The organism is Neisseria sp. HMSC067G12 (assembly GCF_001812725.1).
Classification (GTDB): domain Bacteria; phylum Pseudomonadota; class Gammaproteobacteria; order Burkholderiales; family Neisseriaceae; genus Neisseria; species Neisseria perflava.
Map to the genome: position 1 here is coordinate 84,972 of NZ_KV810199.1, position 20,035 is coordinate 105,006.

Genomic DNA, 20,035 nt, shown 5'->3' on the forward strand with positions numbered 1-20,035 from the left:
AAGGCCGTCTGAATATTTTTCAGACGGCCTTTTTCAGGTTTTATTCTTTAACCAAAGGACCTGATTTCTTTTCGCTACCGGCGGCAATGCGTACCAATTGGAGAAATTCCGATTTCAGTTCAAACGGATCGTTGCCTTGGACTTGCTGCGCCATTTTTTCGATGTCGCTCCAGCCCAGTTTGCCGTTGTATTCACCGCCGCGCAGGGCTTGGGCATAGGAAGCTGCGGCAAGGGCAAGTAGGGTGTCTTTATCGGCTTGCTCCAGCAGTTTGCTGCCAACGGGAATTGCTTGTTCCATCAACTTGCTGTCTTTTTCTCCGGGCAGTTTGTAGCGTACTTTGACAAAGGCGTATTCGTTTTTACTGCCTTTGACGGCAGGGGCTTTTTGATAGCGTGATTCGTTCAGCCAGCCGTTTTTGCCTGCCGGAATAATTTCATAGATGGCGGTCACGCTGTGGCCTGAGCCGATATCGCCCGCATCTACTTTGTCATTGTTGAAGTCTTCATTGCGCAAGGTGCGGTTGGTGTAGCCGACCAAGCGGTATTCTTTGACAGTGGCAGGATTAAATTCGACTTGGATTTTGACATCTTGCGCAACGGTGGCAAGCGTGGAAGTCAGTTGCTGCTGCAGAACTTTTTTCGCTTCTTTTTCATTGTCGATATAGCTGTAATTGCCGTCGCCTGCATCGGCAATTTGTTCCATCATGTCTTCGTTGTAATTGTCCGTACCAAAGCCTAGCGTACTGAGTGAAATACCGGTTTTACGTTTTTCGGCAACCATGGATTTGAGGGTTTCGGTATCAGATATGCCAACGTTAAAGTCGCCATCGGTCGCCAACAGGATACGGTTGATGCCGTTAGGTACAAAGGCTTTTTGCGCTTCTTCGTAGGCCATGCGTAAAGCGGATTCGCCTGAAGTCGAGCCTTCGGCTTTCAGCTTGTCGATGGCCTTCAGGATGGTTTCTTTATCTGAACCTGATGTGGGCGGAAGCACCAGCTCTTCGCCTGAAGAATAGGTAATCAGGGTAACTTTGTCCTGAGGCCGTAATTGTTGGGTCAAGATACGAAGCGTTTTTTGAACCAATGGAAGTTTATTTTCTTCATCCATACTGCCGGATACGTCCACGAGGAACACAAGATTGGCAGGCGGCAGGTCTTTCTTTGCCGTGTCTTGTGCTTGGATACCGATTTTGATCAGCTTGGCTTCCGGTTGCCATGGAGAATCAATGGTTTCAGTGTGAACGGCAAATGGACGGCCGTCAGTAGGTAGTGGATAGTTGTAAGGGAAATAATTAATAATTTCCTCAATGCGCACGGCATCTTTGGGCGGCTGTTTGCCGTTGTTCAGAAATCGGCGGACGTTGGCGTAACTGCCGGTATCGACATCGATGCTGAATGTGGAAACAGGTTCTTGAGCAACGGATTTGACCGGTTGGTCGGGTTGATCTTGGTAGCGTTCGGTATTTTGAACCTTGACAGCAGGTGTTTTAACCTTCTGTATGGCAACAATTTGGCTTTCCTTGAATCCTAGAGAGGGTCCAAAAGAGGGATTTGAGTATTCTTTTGATTCAGAACACGCGGTCAAAGCCGCCAAAGTGAGTATGGAAACGGTTTTTAGGAAGAAACGGGGCATGATTTAAGCTCCAGGGAAATATCATATGCTGATTATTAGAAGTGTTGATGGCAGTGTATTGGCAGAGTTAACGCTGGCGCTGAGTCACTTTTTTTGAGTTTTAATGTGTGAATAGTGGGTTAAGTTTAAATCAGGACAAGGCGGAGCAATGCGGTACTGGTCTAAACTTAACCCACTATTTTTATGACTTAGGCAAGATTTTGTCGGGCTGAGACGATTTTGTAAAGGCCTCAGCCCCGATTTATCTTACATTAACTTTTCTTCCGGCGACGTTCGCCTGGCAGCAGCATATCTGCCCATTTGATGATGTTGGCAACTTCTGCCGGATTGAGTTCGTAGAACTGGCCGCGTTTGAGGCGGTTGGGCAGGCCGATGGGGCCGAAGCCTACGCGGACGAGGCGGCTGACGGTCAGACCTTGGCTTTCAAAAATGCGGCGTACTTCGCGGTTGCGGCCTTCTTTGATAACCACGTTGTACCATTTGTTTGCGCCTTCGCCGCCTTGTTCGTAGATGCGTTCGACTTTTGCCAAACCGTCTTCGAGCATGACGCCTTCTTCGGTCAGGACGCGCATTTGTTCGGTGGTTAGTTCGCCCAATACGCGCACGGCGTATTCGCGTTCGACTTCAAAGCTGGGGTGGGCGAAGCGTTGAACGAGTTCGCCTGAAGTGGTCAGAATCAAAAGGCCGCTGGTATTGATGTCCAAGCGTCCGATGGCCACCCAGCGGCTGCTGGCGGCCTGCGGCAGGCGGTCGAAGATGCTGACGCGGCCTTGCGGATCGTCGCGGGAAACGATTTCGCCTTCTTGTTTGTAGTAGAGGATGATGCGTGGCAGGCGGTCGGCCCATTTGAGTTTGATGATGCTGCCTTTGACGGTAACGTGGTCGTCGGGCGTAACTTTGTCGCCCAGTTGGGCGACGCGGCCGTTGACCGTTACCCAGCCGTTGCTGATCCATTCTTCCATTTCGCGGCGTGAGCCGACGCCGGAGGCGGCCAGGACTTTTTGCAGACGCTCGGGTTCGAAGCGTGAAAGGTCGCTGCGGCGTTCTTTCAAATCGCGGGCGTGCTCCATGATTTTTTGATTTGGGTTGCGGACAACCAGTTTTTTGGCTTTGGCGGCACGTTGTTTGGGCGTGGTATTTTGAGCTTTGGGGCCGTCTGAAACTTTTTGGCCGTAAGGTTTGCCTGATGTTTTGCGTTCGTTGTCTTGACGTTTTTTATTGGCGAAGGATTTGGCCGGTTTGGAAGGTTTCTTGGCGGCAGATGATACGCCGTCGCGCCATTGGCGTTTGCTGGAAGGCTGTTTGGACATGATTTTTCCTAACTCGCTTGAAAAAGCGGTTCTTCTGCGGCAGTTGCGGCAGGGGTTGGATTGGGGGAAAAGGCCGTCTGAAAATCAGATTCAGACGGCCTGCCGATGAAAGGCTGTATTGTAACTCAACCAGTAGATTTTTGTTTGAAAATCCGAAAATTATGGTGAAAGGCGTTCGCGTATCCAGTTGCCGTCAACCAGGCGGTATTGGATGCGGTCGTGCAGGCGGCTGGGGCGGCCTTGCCAGAATTCGATGCGGTCGGGAATAACGAGGTATCCGCCCCAATGCGGCGGGCGGGGAACATGCAGGGGATGTTTGACACCGACGGCTGCGGCTTTGGCCACCAAGACGGCTTTGCTGGAAATCACTTCGCTTTGTTCGCTTGCCCATGCGCCGATACGGCTGGTGTAGGGGCGGCTTTCGAAATATTCGTCCGAAGCGGCGGCGTCGAGTTTTTCAATGCGTCCTTCAATGCGCACTTGGCGCTCGAGTTCCGGCCAGAAAAAAGTCATGGCGGCAAAAGGGTGTGCCGTATAGGAGCGGCCTTTACGGCTGTGGTAATTGGTAAAGAAAACAAAGCCTTTGGGGTTGACTTCTTTTAGCAGCACCATGCGGCTGTTGGGCCTGCCGTCTTCGCCTACGGCGGCAACGTTGACCGCGGTCGGCTCGTTGACTTCGGCGTGAATCGCTTCGTTCAGCCATTGCTCGAATTGGACAATCGGGTCGGCGTGGCATTCGGCTTCCGACAGCTCGCGTTTGCTGTAATCTTCGCGGATATTGTGCAGATCCATGATTTTTCTCCTTAGGTCTGACTGAATCATACTCCGTTTTTTCAGACGGCCTCAAGGGCATTTGTGTATAATCGTAGCCCTTTCCAATATAGAACAATACGGAGTCCCGTCATGCAAACCGAAGTCGAACTGAAAATCTTAAATCCGAAAATGGCCGATTCCCTGCCTGCTTATGCAACGCCCGGTTCCGCCGGTTTGGACTTGCGTGCCTGCTTGGATGAAGCTGTTGTATTGCAGCCGGGTGATGTGTATCTCGTTCCGACCGGTTTGGCGGTGCATTTGGCCAACCCTGCGTATGCAGCCGTTTTATTGCCGCGTTCCGGCTTGGGTCATAAACACGGTATTGTTTTGGGCAATTTGGTCGGTTTGATTGACTCGGATTATCAAGGCGAATTGAAGGTTTCTTTGTGGAACCGTGGTAAAGAAGCGTTTACCATCGAGCCGATGGAACGCATCGCGCAGATGGTGATTGTGCCGGTTGTCCAAGCTGCGTTTAAGGTTGTGGACGAGTTTGCCGCCAGCGAGCGCGGTGAAGGCGGATTCGGCAGCACCGGCAAAGCCTGATGATTTAAAAGGCCGTCTGAAACAGGATAAATTGAAATATTTGATTTCGGTTTGCCACGGTTCAGACGGCCTTTTTGTTGTGCCAACCTTTGCATAATTACACACAAGATTGCATTTTTATATCTTGCCTGCATGGCCGACGCACCCAATAATACAGGCCGTCTGAAACCTTTACGGAGCGTTGTTATGTCCCGCCCCTCACTTTTTCTGCCTTTGTTTTTGATTATCTTTGGCGCGATTTGGTTTTTACGCGCTACGGATATTTTGCCTGCGACATCGACAATGATTGCCGGTGTATTAATTATTTTGGGCTTTGCCGTATTGATTATGGACGGCATCAACAAACAGTCCATTGTTTCCGGCCCGATGTTGGTTTATATCGGTACAGCCATTTATCTGTACATGAGCTACTGGATTTACCTCTCGCCGTTGCTGGCCATCGGCATGGTCGTGTTGGGTTGCCTGCTGTTGCTCTCGCGCAGCGATATGATTCCTGAGAAACACACAAAATAGAAAGATGAGAGATTTGGGTTTTGCCCTATAAAGGCCGTCTGAACAATGGTATAATCCGCCGCTTCAGACGGCCTTTTTTATTGTGGTTTAAATTTGAAATTTACCCTATCGGCCGCACCGTTTTCTTACATTTTGCAAAGTTTCCTCCATGACCCAAGACAAAATCCTTATTCTCGACTTCGGCTCGCAAGTTACCCAGCTGATCGCCCGCCGCGTGCGCGAAGCCCATGTTTACTGCGAACTGCATTCTTTCGACATGCCTTTGGAAGAAATCAAAGCCTTCAACCCGAAAGGCATCATCCTCTCCGGCGGCCCTAATTCCGTTTACGAATCCGATTATCAAGCCGATACCGGTATTTTTGATTTGGGCATTCCGGTTTTGGGCATCTGCTACGGCATGCAATTTATGGCGCACCACTTGGGCGGTGAAGTTAGCCCGGGCAACCAACGCGAATTCGGTTATGCACAAGTTAAAACCATCGACAGCGAGCTGACACGCGGCATTCAAGATGATGCGCCTAATACGCTCGACGTATGGATGAGCCATGGCGATAAAGTTTCCAAACTGCCTACCGGCTTCTCTGTCATCGGCGACACCCCGTCTTGCCCGATTGCCATGATGGAAAACGCTGAGAAACAATTCTACGGCATCCAATTTCACCCTGAAGTGACCCACACCAAACAAGGTCGCGCGTTGTTGAACCGCTTTGTCTTGGATATTTGCGGCGCACAACCAAGCTGGACCATGCCGAACTACATCGAAGAAGCCGTTGCCAAAATCCGCGAACAAGTCGGCAGCGACGAAGTGATTTTGGGTTTGTCCGGCGGCGTGGATTCTTCCGTAGCAGCCGCGTTGATTCACCGCGCTATCGGCGACCAACTGACCTGCGTGTTTGTTGACCACGGTTTGTTGCGTTTGAACGAAGGCAAAATGGTAATGGACATGTTTGCCCGCAACTTGGGCGTACGTGTGATTCACGTTGATGCCGAAGAGCAATTTTTGGCGAAACTTGCCGGCGTGACCGATCCGGAGAAAAAACGCAAAATCATCGGTGCGGAATTTATCGAAGTCTTTGACGCTGAAGAGAAAAAACTCACTAACGCCAAATGGTTGGCGCAAGGTACGATTTACCCTGACGTAATCGAATCCGCAGGCGCGAAAACCAAAAAAGCCCACGCCATCAAATCCCACCACAACGTCGGCGGCCTGCCTGAAAACATGAAGCTCAAATTGCTTGAGCCTTTGCGTGATTTGTTCAAAGACGAAGTGCGCGAACTGGGCGTCGCTTTGGGCCTGCCGCGCGAAATGGTGTACCGTCATCCGTTCCCGGGCCCGGGTTTGGGCGTGCGTATCTTGGGCGAAGTGAAAAAAGAATATGCTGACTTGCTCCGTCAAGCAGACGATATTTTTATTCAAGAATTGCGCAATACTACCGATGAAAACGGCACATCTTGGTACGACCTGACCAGCCAAGCATTTGCCGTATTCCTGCCTGTGAAATCCGTCGGCGTGATGGGCGACGGCCGTACTTACGATTACGTCGTAGCCTTGCGTGCCGTGATTACCAGCGACTTTATGACTGCCCACTGGGCTGAGCTGCCTTACTCGCTGCTTGGCCGCGTGTCCAACCGCATCATCAACGAAGTCAAAGGCATCAACCGCGTGGTTTATGATGTCAGCGGCAAACCGCCTGCCACGATTGAGTGGGAATAATCCCTCAATAATAAAGGCCGTCTGAACAGATATTGTTCAGACGGCCTTATTTATTAGGGACCTAAGCCCAATTAAAATTGATTTTTCAATTCACGCAAAGCGGCGAAGACTTCGAGTTCGCTGTTTAATTTTCGTCCGCTCAATTCTTCGGCGCGTGCCTGAACTTGGGGCAGGTGTACGCGGAAAAACGGATTGACTTTGCGCTCGTGCGCCAGGCTGACAGGCAGTGTCGGCGTGTGTTCGGCTGCGGCCAAGGCCGTCTGAATGTCGATGTTGTCCGGCTCGATGTGCTGGGCAAAGCGTAGATTGGAGGCGGTGTATTCGTGCGCTGGATAAAACAGTGTTTCTTCGGGCAGCTGGTTGAATCGGTGGAAGCTGTCGTAAAGCTGCTCGATTGTGCCGGTAAATACGCGGCCGCAACCGGCGGAAAACAAGGTATCGCCGCAGAAAACGTGCAGGCCGTCTGAATTTTCCAACAGATAGCTGATGTGGCGGTCGGTATGGCCGGGGGTTGCCCAAACGGTAACCAAGCCTTCGCCAAACGGGAACTGCGTACCTGCGGTGACGGTATGCGTCGCCACGTCGATGTCGCTTTCGCCATAGATTGGGGATTCTAAAAAGCCATGGAACAAGCTTTTTGCGCCGCCGGTATGGTCGGGGTGCGGATGGGTAATCCATGTTTGCGCCAGCATCAGGCGGTTGTGGACGAGGAATTTCAAAACGGGCGTGGCATCGGATGGATCGACGCAGGCAGCATGGTTGCCTTCTTGAATCATCCAGATGTAGTTGTCGTTTAGGGCTTTAATTGGCGTGATTTTCATATGCTTTCTTCTGGTTTGGGGTTTCAGACGGCCTCTAAATAATCTTTGATATTCGGGCTTTGGCCGAACACGGCTTCATGGGCTTGATGGATGCACAGTCGGTTGAACAGCAATCTTTGGGTTTGGTCGCTGTCGATAATCCGCACTTGGCCTTGCAGTTTGGGCGCGTCGTGATGAAAGGTATTCTTAAACGCGTGCCAACGGTCGGTTTGCAGATGGACGACGGCAAACATATCGTGCGAGATATTAACGCCGACACTGAATAGCTTGGCCGAGGCTTGCAGGCAGAAACTGCTGTCGCCAAACAGGCATAGCCCCGTGTTTTCCGGATAGCGGAACAATTCGATTTTCACGGCTTCGGGTTTGGCAAAGATATTACAAAACAGCCGTTCAAACAACGACGGCTGTGCCACGCCTTCGCTCAACATACCGTAAAGTCCGCCCAGCCAATCGACATAGCCGAGAAAAGTGAAACGGTAGTCCTGTATAATGGCTTCGATGCGCTTGGGGTCGCGTTTGCTGATCAAGCGGACAAATTCAAAACCGACTTCCGGCAGCCGCGCCCGAAGTGTTTGATGTAGGCGGTGGGCAAACAGGTTTTTATGGTTGTGCGGATTGCGCAGGATACCGAGGAATTTCAGCCGTAATATCCGCCACAACGCATCCGGTACTTTGACGGTATCGGTATTTGCCGTAGTTGTTTTCAGACGGTCTGCAGGCAGGGTGCGCAGGTGGTTGCAGGCTTCTTCGTAGCCGCTTTCATGACGGTTGAACCAGCTTTCCAGATTATATTGGTTGGTGGAGTCTTCGACAAAGGTCAGCGTATAGAGGTTTTTCGCCGCCAAGTTGCCGATGATGTTGACGCTTATCGCTTCGCTGCGGTTTTGTTCTTTGCTACGGGTTTTTTCACCAGTATGGAATATGGACAAAGGCAGCTTGTAAACATTCTGATTCTGAGGGCTGACCTGCGGATTATGCGCGTGCTGCCGCTGCTCGGTTTGGGCGATGAAGTGGTGTTCCTTCGTCGGATTCGCGGTCAACAGGGCGTAAGGCTTTTCGCCGCATTCGGAAAATTCGCAATCGCTGAGGATAAAGGCTTGTCGAGTCATAATGTCAGGAAAGGCCGTCTGAATATGTCGATTATAGTTTAAAAGTGGCAATTATACAGAATGACGGCGACGAGTTTGGTCTTTATACGCAAAAGGACGCAAAAAGGTCATCTGAAAACGGATATAGCGAGGTTCGCTAAATCGTTTTCAGACGACCTTAAATCAACGGACTGTTCAACACTATTTATTCTTCTTTTTGGAAAACATGGTTGCGGTGATACTCGAAATATTTTTCGCTTTCAGGTTCGATTTTTAATTGCATATCGGGAAAAATCCCAAGCCGCTTTTGATTTCCCGGATCGATTTTTGGACTGATTTTTATCGTACCGTCGGGATCAAACGTAATCAGTCCTTTATCGAATAATCTGTCGATATTGGGTGCGAGCATCAGACCATTGAAAGGATCTAAACGTTCGTTATTATTGCATACACTCCAAGGTTTGATATGGCTGGCAATGAGTAAAGGCTGGATATCTAGACCTGTCAGTGGGCAGCTAGGATATAGTTTGAGTAGTTTTTGCCGAAAACTGCCTTGTCCTTGACGGGCTTTTATCAAAGTTTCGATTTCGGTTCGCTTTTCTGGATTGGTCTCGGAGGCTAAACGTTTTTCGAGTTCGTCTATATCCGATTTTAAGGACAGGGCAGAAGCCGCCTGAAAATTTGGTATTCCTGTGAGCCGTTCTACCGGTAATCCTTTTTTCTTACAGGCTCCGCATAGAGTTAGTTCTCTCCTGTATTCATCCAAGCTCCATTTTTCAAGTTCTTCGATTGAGTTTGAGCAAACTTTGAAATATTTTCCCGTTGTGCGCCCCGGCCTTTTATTTAGTTGGCTACAATTAGCAAAATGTATTTTGGGATAATCTTTCCAAATCTTAGAAGGGTCTTTAGTTTGATCTATATTTAATACAAATCCATTTGGATTTTCATCAATCCATTCAATAAATTCATCATCATTCGGCATGTTTTTAAAAATTTCTATGTCAGACATAAGATTCTCCAAATCTTTTCTATAGATTCAATTAAGTTTGTTTGTATATATAGGTTCGGGACAAAAAATCTAGGTCGTCATTCCCGCGCAGGCGGGAATCCAGAAGTTTGGATTTACAGTAATCTTTAAATATTTCTGAAATGCAGGGGTCTGGATTCCCGCCTGCGCGGGAATGACGGCGGTCGGTTCGGTCTTCATACGCAAAAGAATGAATAAAGGTCGTCTGAAAACGAATATAGCAGAATCCGCTAAATCGTTTTCAGACGACCTTTTCTTTAAAGCCGAATCAAATCAGCCTGCCGGTTAACCCAACGCCTTCCTTGCCCCGGCAAAGAGGCGGTACCAGCCGGACAGTTCCGTCCAGTCTTCCGGTTTCCAGCTCATTTGTGCGGCGCGGTACACGCGTTCCGGATGCGGCATCATGATGGTAACGCGGCCGTCGGCGTTGGTCACACCGGCGATACCTTGAGGAGAGCCGTTAGGGTTGAGCGGATAAGTTTGGGTCACTTGGTTTTGACCGTCCACATATTGCAGCGCAATGCCCAAATCGGCGGAAATATTGCCGCCGTGAAGCGCGAAGTCGGCGCGGCCTTCGCCGTGGCTGACCACGACAGGCAGGCTGGAGCCTTGCATTTCGTTCAGAATCAGCGATGCGGATTTTGGAACATGAACCATACTCAGGCGCGCTTCGAACTGTTCGCTCAGGTTGCGTTTGAACTTCGGCCAGCCTGCCGTGCCGGGGATGATTTCGGCGAGGTTGCTGACCATTTGGCAGCCGTTGCACACGCCCAATGTCAGCGTGTTCGGGTCGGCGAAGAAGGCGGCGAACTGGTCGCGCAAGGCGGGGTGGAACAGGATGGATTTCGCCCAGCCTTCGCCCGCGCCGAGTACGTCGCCGTAGCTGAAGCCGCCGCACGCCGCCAGCATTTTGAAGTCGGCAAGGTGGACGCGGCCTGCCATCAGGTCGGACATATGCACGTCGTAAGCATCGAATCCGGCGCGGGTGAAGGCGGCGGCCATTTCGATTTGTCCGTTCACGCCCTGTTCGCGCAGGATGGCGATTTTGGGTTTCGCGCCGCTGTTGACGAAAGGCGCGGCGATGTCTTCATTCACGTCGAATTTCACGTCGGCAAACAATGCGCTGCGTTCGTTGTCGCCAATCAGGGCGAACTCGCTGTCGGCGCAGGCGGGGTTGTCGCGCAGGCGTTGGATGGCGTGGCTGGTTTCCTGCCATGCGCGTTGCAGGTCGGTAAGGGATTGATTGAAAATTTCTTCTCCTGCATTGATGACCATATGGCCGCTGTCGGCAAACTCTCCCAAATGGTGCAGCGTGAGATTCAGTTTCTCGCACAAATTAGAAATATATTCGTGGTCGGCAGCGTGAACAGCAATAACGGCTCCTAATTCTTCGTTAAACAGGGTAGTTAGGACAAATTTTTGCCATTCTTGAGGCGAGTAATACTCGTTTTTAACGTTAATATTTTTATCTACCATTGTCAGCAGATCGAGATTCATGCCACGGCGAGAAGCAAATGCCATTTCTGCCAGAGTCACAAACAAACCGCCATCGCTGCGGTCGTGGTAGGCCAGCAACTTATCTTCTTGAACGAGTTGCTGAATTAACTGATAAAACGCTTTCAGACGGCCTGCATCAATATCAGGTGCTTCGCCGCCGCTTCGGTTATACACTTGAGCCAGTGCAGAACCACCCATACGGCACTTGTTGTTGCCTAAGTCAATCATCAGCAGAGTAGCGAACGAATTGGCATTGTCTTTTAATACGGGTGTAACAGTCTTGCGTACGTCTTCCACTGGCGCAAATGCAGAAATAATCAGGCTTAAAGGCGAAACCACGGATTTTTGTTCGCCATTCTCCTGCCATACGGTTTTCATCGACAAACTGTCTTTGCCCACGGGAATGCTCAAATCCAATGCCTGACAGGCTTTGGAAACTGCTTCAACGGTGCGGTAGAGTTTTTCGTCTTCGCCCTCGTTGCCGCATGCCGCCATCCAGTTGGCGGAGAGTTTGATGTTGCCGATGTCGCCGATATTGACCGCCGCGATGTTGGTGATGGCTTCGCCGACGCACATTCTGCCTGAAGCAGGCGCGTCAAACAGGGCGACGGTCGGTTTTTCGCCCATAGACATCGCTTCGCCGCGATAGGTGTTGAAACCCATCATGGTAACGGCGCAGTCGGCTACGGGGGTTTGGTATTTGCCGACCATTTGGTCGCGGTGAGTCATGCCGCCGACACTGCGGTCGCCGATGGTAATCAGGAAGTTTTTAGCGGCTACGGTAGGCAGGCGCAGAACGCGGTAGGCGGCTTCAGTAATGTCGATATCGCCGGCGTTAAATGGTTTTTCAGACGGCGTAACCGTTTTGTCGGTACGCGTGGTTTTAGGCGGTTTGCCGAGCAAAACGTTCAACGGCAAATCGACAGGGTTGTTGGAGAACAAATCGTCGCGTACTTTCAAATGACCGTCGTCGGTCGCCGTGCCGACTACGGCAAACGGGCAACGTTCGCGTTCGCAGATGGCGCGGAAGGTGTCCAAATCTTTTTCCAAAATGGACAATACATAACGCTCTTGCGATTCGTTACACCAAATTTGCAATGGGTTGAGGCCGTGTTCTTCCAGCGGCACTTCACGCAACTTGAATACCGCGCCGCGACCGGCATCGTTGACGAGTTCGGGGAAGGCGTTGGACAAGCCGCCTGCGCCGACGTCGTGGATGGAGATAATCGGGTTTTTGTCGCCAAGCTGCCAGCAGCGGTCGATGACTTCTTGCGCGCGGCGTTCGATTTCGGGGTTGCCGCGTTGTACGGAGTTGAAGTCCAAAGAGGCGTCGTTCGTGCCGGTGTTCATAGATGAAGCTGCGCCGCCGCCCAAGCCGATCAGCATGCCCGGGCCGCCCAGTTGGATCAGTAACGCGCCTTCGGGGATTTCGTCTTTGTGTGTTTGCTGCGCCTGAATGCTGCCCAAACCGCCGGCAATCATAATCGGTTTGTGATAGCCGCGGACTTGACCGTCAAATTTTTCTTCAAAGGTACGGAAGTAGCCCAAGAGGTTCGGACGGCCGAATTCGTTGTTGAACGCTGCGCCGCCGATCGGGCCTTCAATCATGATGTCTAGAGGAGAAGCAATATGGCCGGGTTTGCCATAGGCTTGTTCCCAAGGCTGCTCCAAGCCGGGGATATTCAGGTTGGAGACGGTAAAGCCGGTCAAGCCTGCTTTCGGACGTGAGCCTTTGCCTGTTGCGCCTTCATCGCGGATTTCACCGCCTGCACCCGTCGCCGCGCCCGCAAATGGCGCGATGGCGGTCGGATGGTTGTGCGTTTCCACTTTCATGATGATATGGGTGTCTTCTTCGTGGAAGCGGTAGCCTTGGTTTTCCGCCGCATTTGGATAGAAACGTTCGATTTTCGCGCCTTCGATCACGGACGAATTGTCTTTATAGGCAACGACTGTGCCTTCGGGATGCGCGTTGTGCGTGTCGCGAATCATGCCGAAAAGGGATTTCGGTTGTTTTTCGCCGTTGAGGATGAAGTCGGCGTTGAAGATTTTGTGGCGGCAGTGTTCGCTGTTTGCCTGAGCGAACATCATCAATTCAACATCGGACGGATTGCGGTTTAAAGCCTGATAGTTTTCAACCAGATAATCGATTTCATCGGCTGAAAGCGCCAAACCCATTTCGGTATTGGCTTTGACCAAAGCCTCTTTACCGCCGCCCAAAATATCTACGCTGGAGAAGGTTTCCGATTGGATATGGTGGAACAGTTGCGCCGCTGCATCGATGTCGGTCAACACGCTTTCGGTCATGCGGTCGTGCAGCAGGGCTGCCCATTGTTGTTTTTGCCCGTCGGTAAGCGCACCTTCCAACCATACGGCCATGCCGCGCTCGATGCGCTCAATGCCTTCCAAACCGCAGTTTTCGGCGATATTGGTTGCTTTGGAAGCCCAAGGCGAAATGGTGCCCAAACGGGGCGTTACCAAAAATAAATGCAAGCCCTCGCGCGCTTTGGGCGTTTGTTCAACGCTTTGCGCCGCCAGTAAGGCTTGCAGTTTTTCGACTGTCGCGGCATCAAGTGCTTTTTCGCTACCGACAAAATACCAAAATTCGCTGCTTAATTTGACTTCGGGCAGGCCGAGTGCGGCTGCTTTTTGAAAGAGTTTTTCAACACGGAAATCGGAAAGGGCGGTTACACCGCGCAAGGGCAGAACAACAGACATGGATTCAGCTCACAAAATGCAGTTGGGGAATCCATTATTATACCTGAAAAATGCGATTTTGCTTGTGAATTTATACTTGAAATGTTGACAATTTTTACTTGTGAACAGAAGACGGAAGAAGCCGTTTTTCCGTCCTTTTGTTTATTTTATATCTGATTATTCAGCTATTTTTATTTATTTTTGAAGGATTGGGCGAAATGGCGTTGGATAGGTGCAATGACATAAAGTAAGGATTATTGGATGGTTGTTTTTAATTTTTTGCTGACAATAAGGCCGTCTGAAACCTTGTTTTCAGACGGCCTTGCATTATCCTTTCTTTTTATTCCCCAGCATATCCAGCAATCCTGCTAAATGACTTTTTCCTTCTTCCTTGCTCACAATCGGCTCGCCGCCTTTGCGTCCTAGGATTTTGATGTCTTCCTGCGGCATTTCGTCTATGAAGCGGCTGGGTTCGGGAAATTGCCATGTGCCTTGTTTTTTGCGTTTGAGGCAGTGGGTCAGTGTAAGCTGGCGTTTGGCGCGTGTGATGCCGACGTACATCAGGCGGCGTTCTTCTTCGACGTTGTCTTCTTCGATGCTGTCGTTGTGCGGCAGGATGCCTTCTTCGCAGCCGACGAGGAAGACGTAGGGGTATTCCAATCCTTTGGAAGCGTGCAGGGTGGAGAGTTTGACGGCATCGACTTCTTCTTCGCTTTTACCCTCCAAAAGCGTCATCAGGGCGATGGTTTGGGCAAGCTCGATGATGTTTTTGCCGTCTTGCTCGCCTTTGCGTTCCAGCCAGCCGGTCAGGTCGCTGACGTTGCGCCATTTGATTTCGCCTGCTTTACCTTCTTCACTGGCCAACAGGTGGTTTTCGTAGTCGATTTCTTTGAGCAGGCTGTTGATGAGTTCACCCGCTTCGCTGGTTTCAGCTTTGGCGCGGTAGTTTTCAATCATATCCATGAAGGCTTGCAGGTGTTGGCGGTTGGTGTTGTTCAGCAAAGCAAGCGCTTCTTCGGTTTGCGCGGCTTCATACAGGCTGCATTCGTGTTCGTGCGCGTAGGTGTTGAGCTTGCCCAATGTAACGTCGCCGATGCCGCGTTTAGGCGTGGTTACAGCACGCAGGAAGGCGGGATCGTCGTTGGGGTTGGCAAGCAGGCGCAAATAGGACAAAACGTCTTTGATTTCGGCTTTGTCGAAAAAACTCTGTCCGCCGGAGAGCTGGTAGGGAACGCGCGCGCTGCGCAAGGCTTCTTCAAAAATCCGCGCTTGATGGTTGCCACGGTATAACACGGCGAAATCGGCGTATTGGGTTTTATCGCCGCCGACCAGCTTCTGCTTGACGATTTGGCTGACAACCCAGTCGGCTTCGTGCTGCTCGCTTTGACAGGCAACGACTTTGACGATTTCGCCTTCGCCAAACTGTGACCAAAGTTTTTTGGTAAAGAGTTTGGAGTTGTTTTCAATGACTTTGTTGGCGATTTTGAGAATGCGCGCGGTGGAGCGGTAGTTTTGCTCCAGCTTGATGACCTTCATCTGCGGATAGTCTTCTTGCATTTTACGCAGGTTTTCCATGTTTGCGCCGCGCCATGCGTAGATGGACTGGTCGTCGTCGCCGACGGCGGTAAACATGCCTTCCGCGCCGGTCAGAAGCTTCATCAGGGTGAATTGGCAGGTATTCGTGTCTTGGCATTCGTCAACCAGCAGATAACGCAGCCGCCGCTGCCATTTGTTGCGCACTTCGCTGTTTTGCTGCAACAGCACGGCAGGCAGGCGGATTAAGTCGTCGAAGTCTACTGCCTGATAGCTTTGCAGGGTTTCCTGATAACTTGCATAGACGCGCGCTGTTTGTTGTTCCCACACATTAGAGGCCGTCTGAACGACATCTTCAGGCGTTTTTAGATCGTTTTTCCACAGGGAAATTTGGTGTTGCGCTTTGAATATGGCTTCTTTGCCCGTACCGCCCAAAAGCTCGCCGATGATTTTCGCGCTGTCGGTAGAGTCGAGAATGGAAAAGTTTTTTTTATAACCGATTTGATTGGCTTCTTCGCGCAGAATCTTCATGCCCAAAGAGTGGAAGGTGCAAATCGTCAGCCCGCGCGTTTGCGACTTAGGCAGCATTTTAGAGACGCGCTCCTGCATTTCTGTGGCGGCTTTATTGGTAAAGGTAATCGCGGCGACGGTATGCGGCAGATAGCCGACGTTGACAATCAAATGCTTGATTTTTTGCGTAATCACACCGGTTTTGCCGCTGCCTGCGCCGGCAAGGACGAGCAGGGGGCCGCCTAGATATTTGACTGCGGCTTGCTGTTGGGGGTTGAGTTTCATTGAAGGGGAAGACGGGTAATGTGGGGAGCAATTATACAACAAGGCCGTCTGAAATTTTCAGACGGCCTTGGGTGTTTTTTAGCGTAAACCCTATGCAAAATATTTCAATTTGCCTTTGAAGTCTTCTATTTTTTCATAACCCTTTTGCGCCATGATGGCTTTTAACTCAAGGGAGACCCGCTCAAAAATGTCTACGCCTTGCTGGTGTAGCGCCGTGCCGATCTGCACCATGCTTGCGCCGCACAAGATGTGTTCAAATGCATCACGGCCGCTGTAAACGCCGCCTGTTCCAATGACTTGGATAGACGGCTCCAGTCTTTGATAGAACGCGTGGACATTGGCGAGCGCAGTCGGTTTGATGTATTGACCACCTATGCCGCCGAAGCCGTTTTTCGGGCGGATCACGACAGATTCATCTTCGATATACATGCCGTTGCCAATGGAGTTGACACAGTTGACGAATTTTAAGGGATGGCGGTTAAACACTTCCGCCGCTTGATCGAAATGGACAATATCGAAATACGGTGGCAGTTTGATGCCCAAAGGCTTGTCGAAGTAGGCAAAGGCTTCGCTCAAAATCCGCTCGGTGGTTTCAAAATCATAGGCGATTTGCGGCTTGCCGGGGACGTTTGGGCAGGAAAGATTGAGTTCGGTAATGCCGTTGAATCCACTGTTTTGCACTTTTTTTAACAACATATGCGTTTCATCGGGCGACATACCGACCAGTGAGAGGAAAAAAGCCCTTTTGGGATGAGACTCTTGAAGGGTAAGCAGGTAATCCAGATAGTAATCAATGCCTTGGTTTGGCAAGCCCATCGAATTGATGCTGCCGAGAGGGACATCGTGATAGCGCGGTTCGGAGTTGCCTTGACGGGGGGTAAGCGTTGCGGTCTTGGTAACGAAAGTGCCTGCCGAAGACTGTCTGACTGCTTCCAATTCCTCAACAGTCATACACGCCACACCAGCGGCATTCATCAGGCAGTTGTCAAAAGAAAAACCGGCGATTTGGGTTTTCAACGATACCATCTCCTGCTCCTTTTCTCTGTAAAATCAAAATGTTTGACAAGCGTAGCACGAAGAGGCGGCACGATTTTTAACAAACATCAAATGACAAAGCATGTAGGCGGATGTTGTTTTCAATATTGAAAAAAGGCCGTCTGAAAAACTCAAACGGTCTTTCAGACGGCCTTCGCTAAGCTGTCGGCTGATTTGGCTATTGGGTTTTGAAAATCAGGCCAACCATTCGTTCAAGGCCGCTTCAAAACGTTTCAAGCCTTCGGCCATGTCTTCATCGTTCAGCAGAAGGCTGGGGGCGAAACGCACCACATTGGCTCCGGCAACCAGTACCATCAGGCCGTGTTTCAAAGCGGCGGCGGTGATTTCCGATGCCTTGCCTGCGTATTTGTCTGCCAATACGCAGCCGAGCAGCAAACCCATGCCGCGGACTTCTTTAAATACGCCGGTTTTTACGCCCAATTCACGCAAGGCCGTCTGAAGTTTTTGGCCTTGTTGCTGAACGTGTGCCAATGTTTCGGGCGCATTGATGATGTCAAACGCACGGCCACCGACCGCGCATGCCATCGGATTGCCGCCGAAGGTTGAACCATGTGTTCCGGGGCCGAAGGTTGGGGCGATTTTATCGGTAGTCAGTATCGCGCCAATCGGGAAACCGCAACCCAAGGCTTTGGCGGAGCTGATGATATCGGGTGTGATGCCGTAATGCTCGTAGGCAAACAGTTTGCCTGTATGGCCCATGCCGGTTTGCACTTCGTCCAAAATCAGCAAGGCGCCGTGTTTGTCGCACAAACGGCGTGCGGCTTGCAGGTATTCTTTAGTGGCAGGCAGAATGCCGCTTTCACCTTGAATCGGCTCGATAATCACGGCGCAGGTTTTGTCGCCGACGGCGACTTCCAATGCGGCAATATCATTAAATGGAACATGGGTAATATCTGACGGCAGCGGCGCGTAGTCTTTGCTGTATTTGGGCTGGCCACCGACGGATACGGTAAACAGGGTGCGGCCGTGGAAGCTGTTGAGGCAGGAGATGATTTCGGTTTTGTGTTCGCCAAAATGATCGCGGCCGTATTTGCGTGCCAGTTTCAGTGCGGCTTCATTGGCCTCTGCGCCGGAGTTGCAGAAAAACACTTTGTCGGCAAAGGTGTTTTCGACCAATTTTTTGGCCAATTCTTGTGCCGGTTGGGTGGTGTAGATATTAGAAATGTGCCAGAGCTTTTGCGACTGCTCGGCCAAGGCTGCGACCAAATCGGGATGGCAATGGCCTAGCGCGTTCACAGCAATACCGCCTGACAGGTCAATGTATTCTCGTCCTTCGGTATCCCAAACCCGGCTGCCGAGCGCGCGTTCCGGAATCATGGGGGCGAATGAGAAATTGGGCGTCAGGTAGTTTTGCATGTTCTTTTCCTTTTGATATTGTCAACAATTTCTTCAATTATGCGCCTATTGATTGAGAGATTCAATATGGTAATCAGGCCGTCTGAAAACTGGCTTTCAGACGGCCTGATGCTTATTTATGCTTGATTTCCCAGCATTGATGGATTTTTTTGTTGCGGAAATCGTCGGGAACGGACTGCTTGGAAATGTCTTTGACGGTGTATTGTTCCGCGACCGAATCGTCCAACACAAAACTGCGCAGGTTGTTGGAGAAATACAGAATGCCGTCTGAAGCGAGCAGGCTCATTGCGCCGTCAATCAGCTTTTTATGGTCGCGCTGGATGTCGAGGATGTCGAGCATCTTTTTGCTGTTGGAAAAGCTGGGCGGGTCCATGACGATCAGGTCGAACTTTTTGCCTTCGTCTGCGGCATTTTGCAGGTATTGGAACACGTCGGCGCGGACGATTTTGTGTTGCTCAAGGTCGATGCCGTTGAGTTCGAAATTGCGTTTTGCCCACTCCAGATAAGTATTCGATAAATCGACGGTTTCGCTGGATACTGCACCCCCGGTTGCGGCATAGACGGTGAAGCTGCCTGTGTAGGAAAACAGGTTGAGGAAGCGTTTGCCCGCTGCGGTGTCGCCGACCTTTTTGCGCGTATTTCGGTGGTCGAGGAAAAGGCCGGTATCGAGGTATTTGTCGAGGTTGACCCAAAACTTGCGGCCGTTTTCAGTGATGACGAAATCGTCGCCGGTTTTGCCGGTTTTCTCGTATTGCTGTAAACCTTTTTGGCGTTCGCGGCGTTTGAGGTGGATTTGTTCGGGCGCAAAGCCGGTCACAAAACCAATAGCTTCCAATACATCGGCAAGCCATGCTTCGTATTCTTCGGGCTGCATCAGCCAGCCGGTATCGTATTCCTGAAGATGGATTTGGTCGCCGTAAACATCGACGGCAAAGGGAAATTGGGGAATATCGCGGTCGTAAATGCGCCAGGCTTCGATATTGTTGCGTTTGGCCCATTTCATAAGATGTTTGATGTTTTTGCCCAAGCGGTTGGCAAAGGGGGTAATGTCGGTCATGGTTTCAGACGGCCTTATTGGGGAAGTTTCCAGAATTGATCAGCAGGGACGTAGGCGTGGCGGTCAAGCATATAGAGAATTGTATCGTCAGGCGCAACCATGGTGGCACGGTCGGCCTTGCCTTTAAACGGGAACACGATTCGTGCTTCCGAGGCGTTTTTGATGTCGATGCCGTAGCTGGTTCTGCCGCTTTCTAATTTGTATTGGTTTTGAGTGTATTCGTAAACGGCTTCTTTGCCTTTTTCGTCTTTGACGGTAAAGCTTTTTTCGGCAAAAGTGATTTCGGCTTTGCTGCCGTCGGATGCAACGGCCTTCCATTCGCCGCGATAACTCTCCGAGCCACTGCACGCGCCAAGCAACAGGGCGGCAGCAAGTGCAGGTAATAAGGCGGTTTTGAAAAACTTCATGTCGGATTCATCCGTGCTGATTCAATAAAACGGCATTATAGCTTGATTTTGCACTCGCAGCCTGTTTTGCTTGACCTGGGCGGTTTTCTCCTTTATTATCCGCCGTTCGCCTTTTGATACGAAGCCATCGTCATCCAACCTAAACCGCCGTTTCGGGCGTGTTTCTTTTATTGCTTGC

Annotated in this window: 16 protein-coding genes; 3 read left to right on the forward strand and 13 right to left on the reverse strand. The window is 50.8% G+C overall.

Annotation, left to right across the window (positions count from 1 at the left end; translation table 11 throughout):
- Window positions 1–40 precede the first annotated feature (40 nt).
- The 3 genes from HMPREF2871_RS04635 to pdxH form a co-directional block, all read right to left on the reverse strand.
- Window positions 41–1,633, reverse strand: coding sequence for a vWA domain-containing protein (locus HMPREF2871_RS04635; protein ID WP_049335250.1), 1,593 nt, complete (start codon window positions 1,631–1,633; stop codon window positions 41–43).
- 251 nt (window positions 1,634–1,884) lie between these two features.
- A complete protein-coding gene (locus tag HMPREF2871_RS04640; RefSeq protein ID WP_049343601.1) occupies window positions 1,885–2,943 on the reverse strand; it encodes a pseudouridine synthase in 1,059 nt (352 codons plus the stop codon).
- 159 nt (window positions 2,944–3,102) lie between these two features.
- Window positions 3,103–3,735: a pyridoxamine 5'-phosphate oxidase gene (pdxH, locus tag HMPREF2871_RS04645; protein ID WP_049335246.1), complete on the reverse strand. Its 633-nt coding sequence runs from the start codon at window positions 3,733–3,735 to the stop codon at window positions 3,103–3,105.
- A 111-nt stretch (window positions 3,736–3,846) separates the two neighbouring features.
- On the opposite strand from pdxH, the gene dut reads away from it, so the two are divergent.
- From dut to guaA, 3 genes are all read left to right on the forward strand, one after another.
- On the forward strand, window positions 3,847–4,299 hold the full coding sequence (gene dut / locus HMPREF2871_RS04650; protein WP_003680707.1) for a dUTP diphosphatase: 453 nt from the start codon (window positions 3,847–3,849) through the stop codon (window positions 4,297–4,299).
- Between the two features lie 186 nt (window positions 4,300–4,485).
- Window positions 4,486–4,812 (forward strand): hypothetical protein, encoded by a 327-nt coding sequence (locus tag HMPREF2871_RS04655; RefSeq protein WP_049343599.1) that lies wholly within the window; start codon window positions 4,486–4,488, stop codon window positions 4,810–4,812.
- Window positions 4,813–4,960: 148 nt separating this feature from the next.
- Window positions 4,961–6,526: a glutamine-hydrolyzing GMP synthase gene (guaA, locus tag HMPREF2871_RS04660; protein ID WP_003686344.1), complete on the forward strand. Its 1,566-nt coding sequence runs from the start codon at window positions 4,961–4,963 to the stop codon at window positions 6,524–6,526.
- 71 nt (window positions 6,527–6,597) lie between these two features.
- Here the strand turns inward: guaA and gloB are convergent, their stop codons facing one another.
- The 10 genes from gloB to HMPREF2871_RS04705 all read right to left on the reverse strand — a co-directional run bounded on the left by gloB (window position 6,598) and on the right by HMPREF2871_RS04705 (window position 19,857).
- On the reverse strand, window positions 6,598–7,347 hold the full coding sequence (gene gloB / locus HMPREF2871_RS04665) for a hydroxyacylglutathione hydrolase (protein ID WP_049335243.1): 750 nt from the start codon (window positions 7,345–7,347) through the stop codon (window positions 6,598–6,600).
- A 23-nt stretch (window positions 7,348–7,370) separates the two neighbouring features.
- Window positions 7,371–8,456, reverse strand: coding sequence for a hypothetical protein (locus HMPREF2871_RS04670; RefSeq protein ID WP_049343597.1), 1,086 nt, complete (start codon window positions 8,454–8,456; stop codon window positions 7,371–7,373).
- A 184-nt stretch (window positions 8,457–8,640) separates the two neighbouring features.
- Window positions 8,641–9,444 carry an HNH endonuclease gene (locus HMPREF2871_RS04675; RefSeq protein ID WP_049343595.1) on the reverse strand — a complete coding sequence of 268 codons (804 nt, stop codon included), beginning with the start codon at window positions 9,442–9,444 and terminating at the stop codon, window positions 8,641–8,643.
- Window positions 9,445–9,513: 69 nt separating this feature from the next.
- Complete coding sequence (locus tag HMPREF2871_RS12100) at window positions 9,514–9,642, reverse strand: hypothetical protein (RefSeq protein WP_283126913.1); 129 nt, start codon at window positions 9,640–9,642, stop codon at window positions 9,514–9,516.
- A gap of 105 nt (window positions 9,643–9,747) precedes the next feature.
- Window positions 9,748–13,674, reverse strand: coding sequence for a phosphoribosylformylglycinamidine synthase (gene purL, locus HMPREF2871_RS04680; protein ID WP_049343594.1), 3,927 nt, complete (start codon window positions 13,672–13,674; stop codon window positions 9,748–9,750).
- A gap of 306 nt (window positions 13,675–13,980) precedes the next feature.
- Window positions 13,981–15,981: a DNA helicase Rep gene (gene rep / locus HMPREF2871_RS04685; RefSeq protein ID WP_049343592.1), complete on the reverse strand. Its 2,001-nt coding sequence runs from the start codon at window positions 15,979–15,981 to the stop codon at window positions 13,981–13,983.
- A 90-nt stretch (window positions 15,982–16,071) separates the two neighbouring features.
- Window positions 16,072–17,007 carry a dihydroorotate oxidase gene (locus tag HMPREF2871_RS04690; RefSeq protein WP_049335235.1) on the reverse strand — a complete coding sequence of 312 codons (936 nt, stop codon included), beginning with the start codon at window positions 17,005–17,007 and terminating at the stop codon, window positions 16,072–16,074.
- Window positions 17,008–17,211: 204 nt separating this feature from the next.
- Window positions 17,212–18,393, reverse strand: coding sequence for an acetylornithine/succinyldiaminopimelate transaminase (locus HMPREF2871_RS04695; protein ID WP_049343590.1), 1,182 nt, complete (start codon window positions 18,391–18,393; stop codon window positions 17,212–17,214).
- A 112-nt stretch (window positions 18,394–18,505) separates the two neighbouring features.
- The gene (locus tag HMPREF2871_RS04700; RefSeq protein ID WP_004520340.1) at window positions 18,506–19,450 is read right to left on the reverse strand and encodes a class I SAM-dependent methyltransferase; all 945 of its coding nucleotides are present in this window, start codon (window positions 19,448–19,450) and stop codon (window positions 18,506–18,508) included.
- Between the two features lie 14 nt (window positions 19,451–19,464).
- A complete protein-coding gene (locus HMPREF2871_RS04705) occupies window positions 19,465–19,857 on the reverse strand; it encodes a hypothetical protein (RefSeq protein WP_049335231.1) in 393 nt (130 codons plus the stop codon).
- Window positions 19,858–20,035 lie beyond the last annotated feature (178 nt).

Bases quoted from the DNA above. Each gene is read 5' to 3' on its own strand.
- HMPREF2871_RS04635 (WP_049335250.1), bottom strand. From the start codon at position 1,633: ATGCCCCGTTTCTTCCTAAAAACCGTTTCCATACTCACTTTGGCGGCT.
- HMPREF2871_RS04640 (WP_049343601.1), bottom strand. From the start codon at position 2,943: ATGTCCAAACAGCCTTCCAGCAAACGCCAATGGCGCGACGGCGTATCA.
- pdxH (WP_049335246.1), bottom strand. From the start codon at position 3,735: ATGGATCTGCACAATATCCGCGAAGATTACAGCAAACGCGAGCTGTCG.
- dut (WP_003680707.1), top strand. From the start codon at position 3,847: ATGCAAACCGAAGTCGAACTGAAAATCTTAAATCCGAAAATGGCCGAT.
- HMPREF2871_RS04655 (WP_049343599.1), top strand. From the start codon at position 4,486: ATGTCCCGCCCCTCACTTTTTCTGCCTTTGTTTTTGATTATCTTTGGC.
- guaA (WP_003686344.1), top strand. From the start codon at position 4,961: ATGACCCAAGACAAAATCCTTATTCTCGACTTCGGCTCGCAAGTTACC.
- gloB (WP_049335243.1), bottom strand. From the start codon at position 7,347: ATGAAAATCACGCCAATTAAAGCCCTAAACGACAACTACATCTGGATG.
- HMPREF2871_RS04670 (WP_049343597.1), bottom strand. From the start codon at position 8,456: ATGACTCGACAAGCCTTTATCCTCAGCGATTGCGAATTTTCCGAATGC.
- HMPREF2871_RS04675 (WP_049343595.1), bottom strand. From the start codon at position 9,444: ATGTCTGACATAGAAATTTTTAAAAACATGCCGAATGATGATGAATTT.
- HMPREF2871_RS12100 (WP_283126913.1), bottom strand. From the start codon at position 9,642: ATGAAGACCGAACCGACCGCCGTCATTCCCGCGCAGGCGGGAATCCAG.
- purL (WP_049343594.1), bottom strand. From the start codon at position 13,674: ATGTCTGTTGTTCTGCCCTTGCGCGGTGTAACCGCCCTTTCCGATTTC.
- rep (WP_049343592.1), bottom strand. From the start codon at position 15,981: ATGAAACTCAACCCCCAACAGCAAGCCGCAGTCAAATATCTAGGCGGC.
- HMPREF2871_RS04690 (WP_049335235.1), bottom strand. From the start codon at position 17,007: ATGGTATCGTTGAAAACCCAAATCGCCGGTTTTTCTTTTGACAACTGC.
- HMPREF2871_RS04695 (WP_049343590.1), bottom strand. From the start codon at position 18,393: ATGCAAAACTACCTGACGCCCAATTTCTCATTCGCCCCCATGATTCCG.
- HMPREF2871_RS04700 (WP_004520340.1), bottom strand. From the start codon at position 19,450: ATGACCGACATTACCCCCTTTGCCAACCGCTTGGGCAAAAACATCAAA.
- HMPREF2871_RS04705 (WP_049335231.1), bottom strand. From the start codon at position 19,857: ATGAAGTTTTTCAAAACCGCCTTATTACCTGCACTTGCTGCCGCCCTG.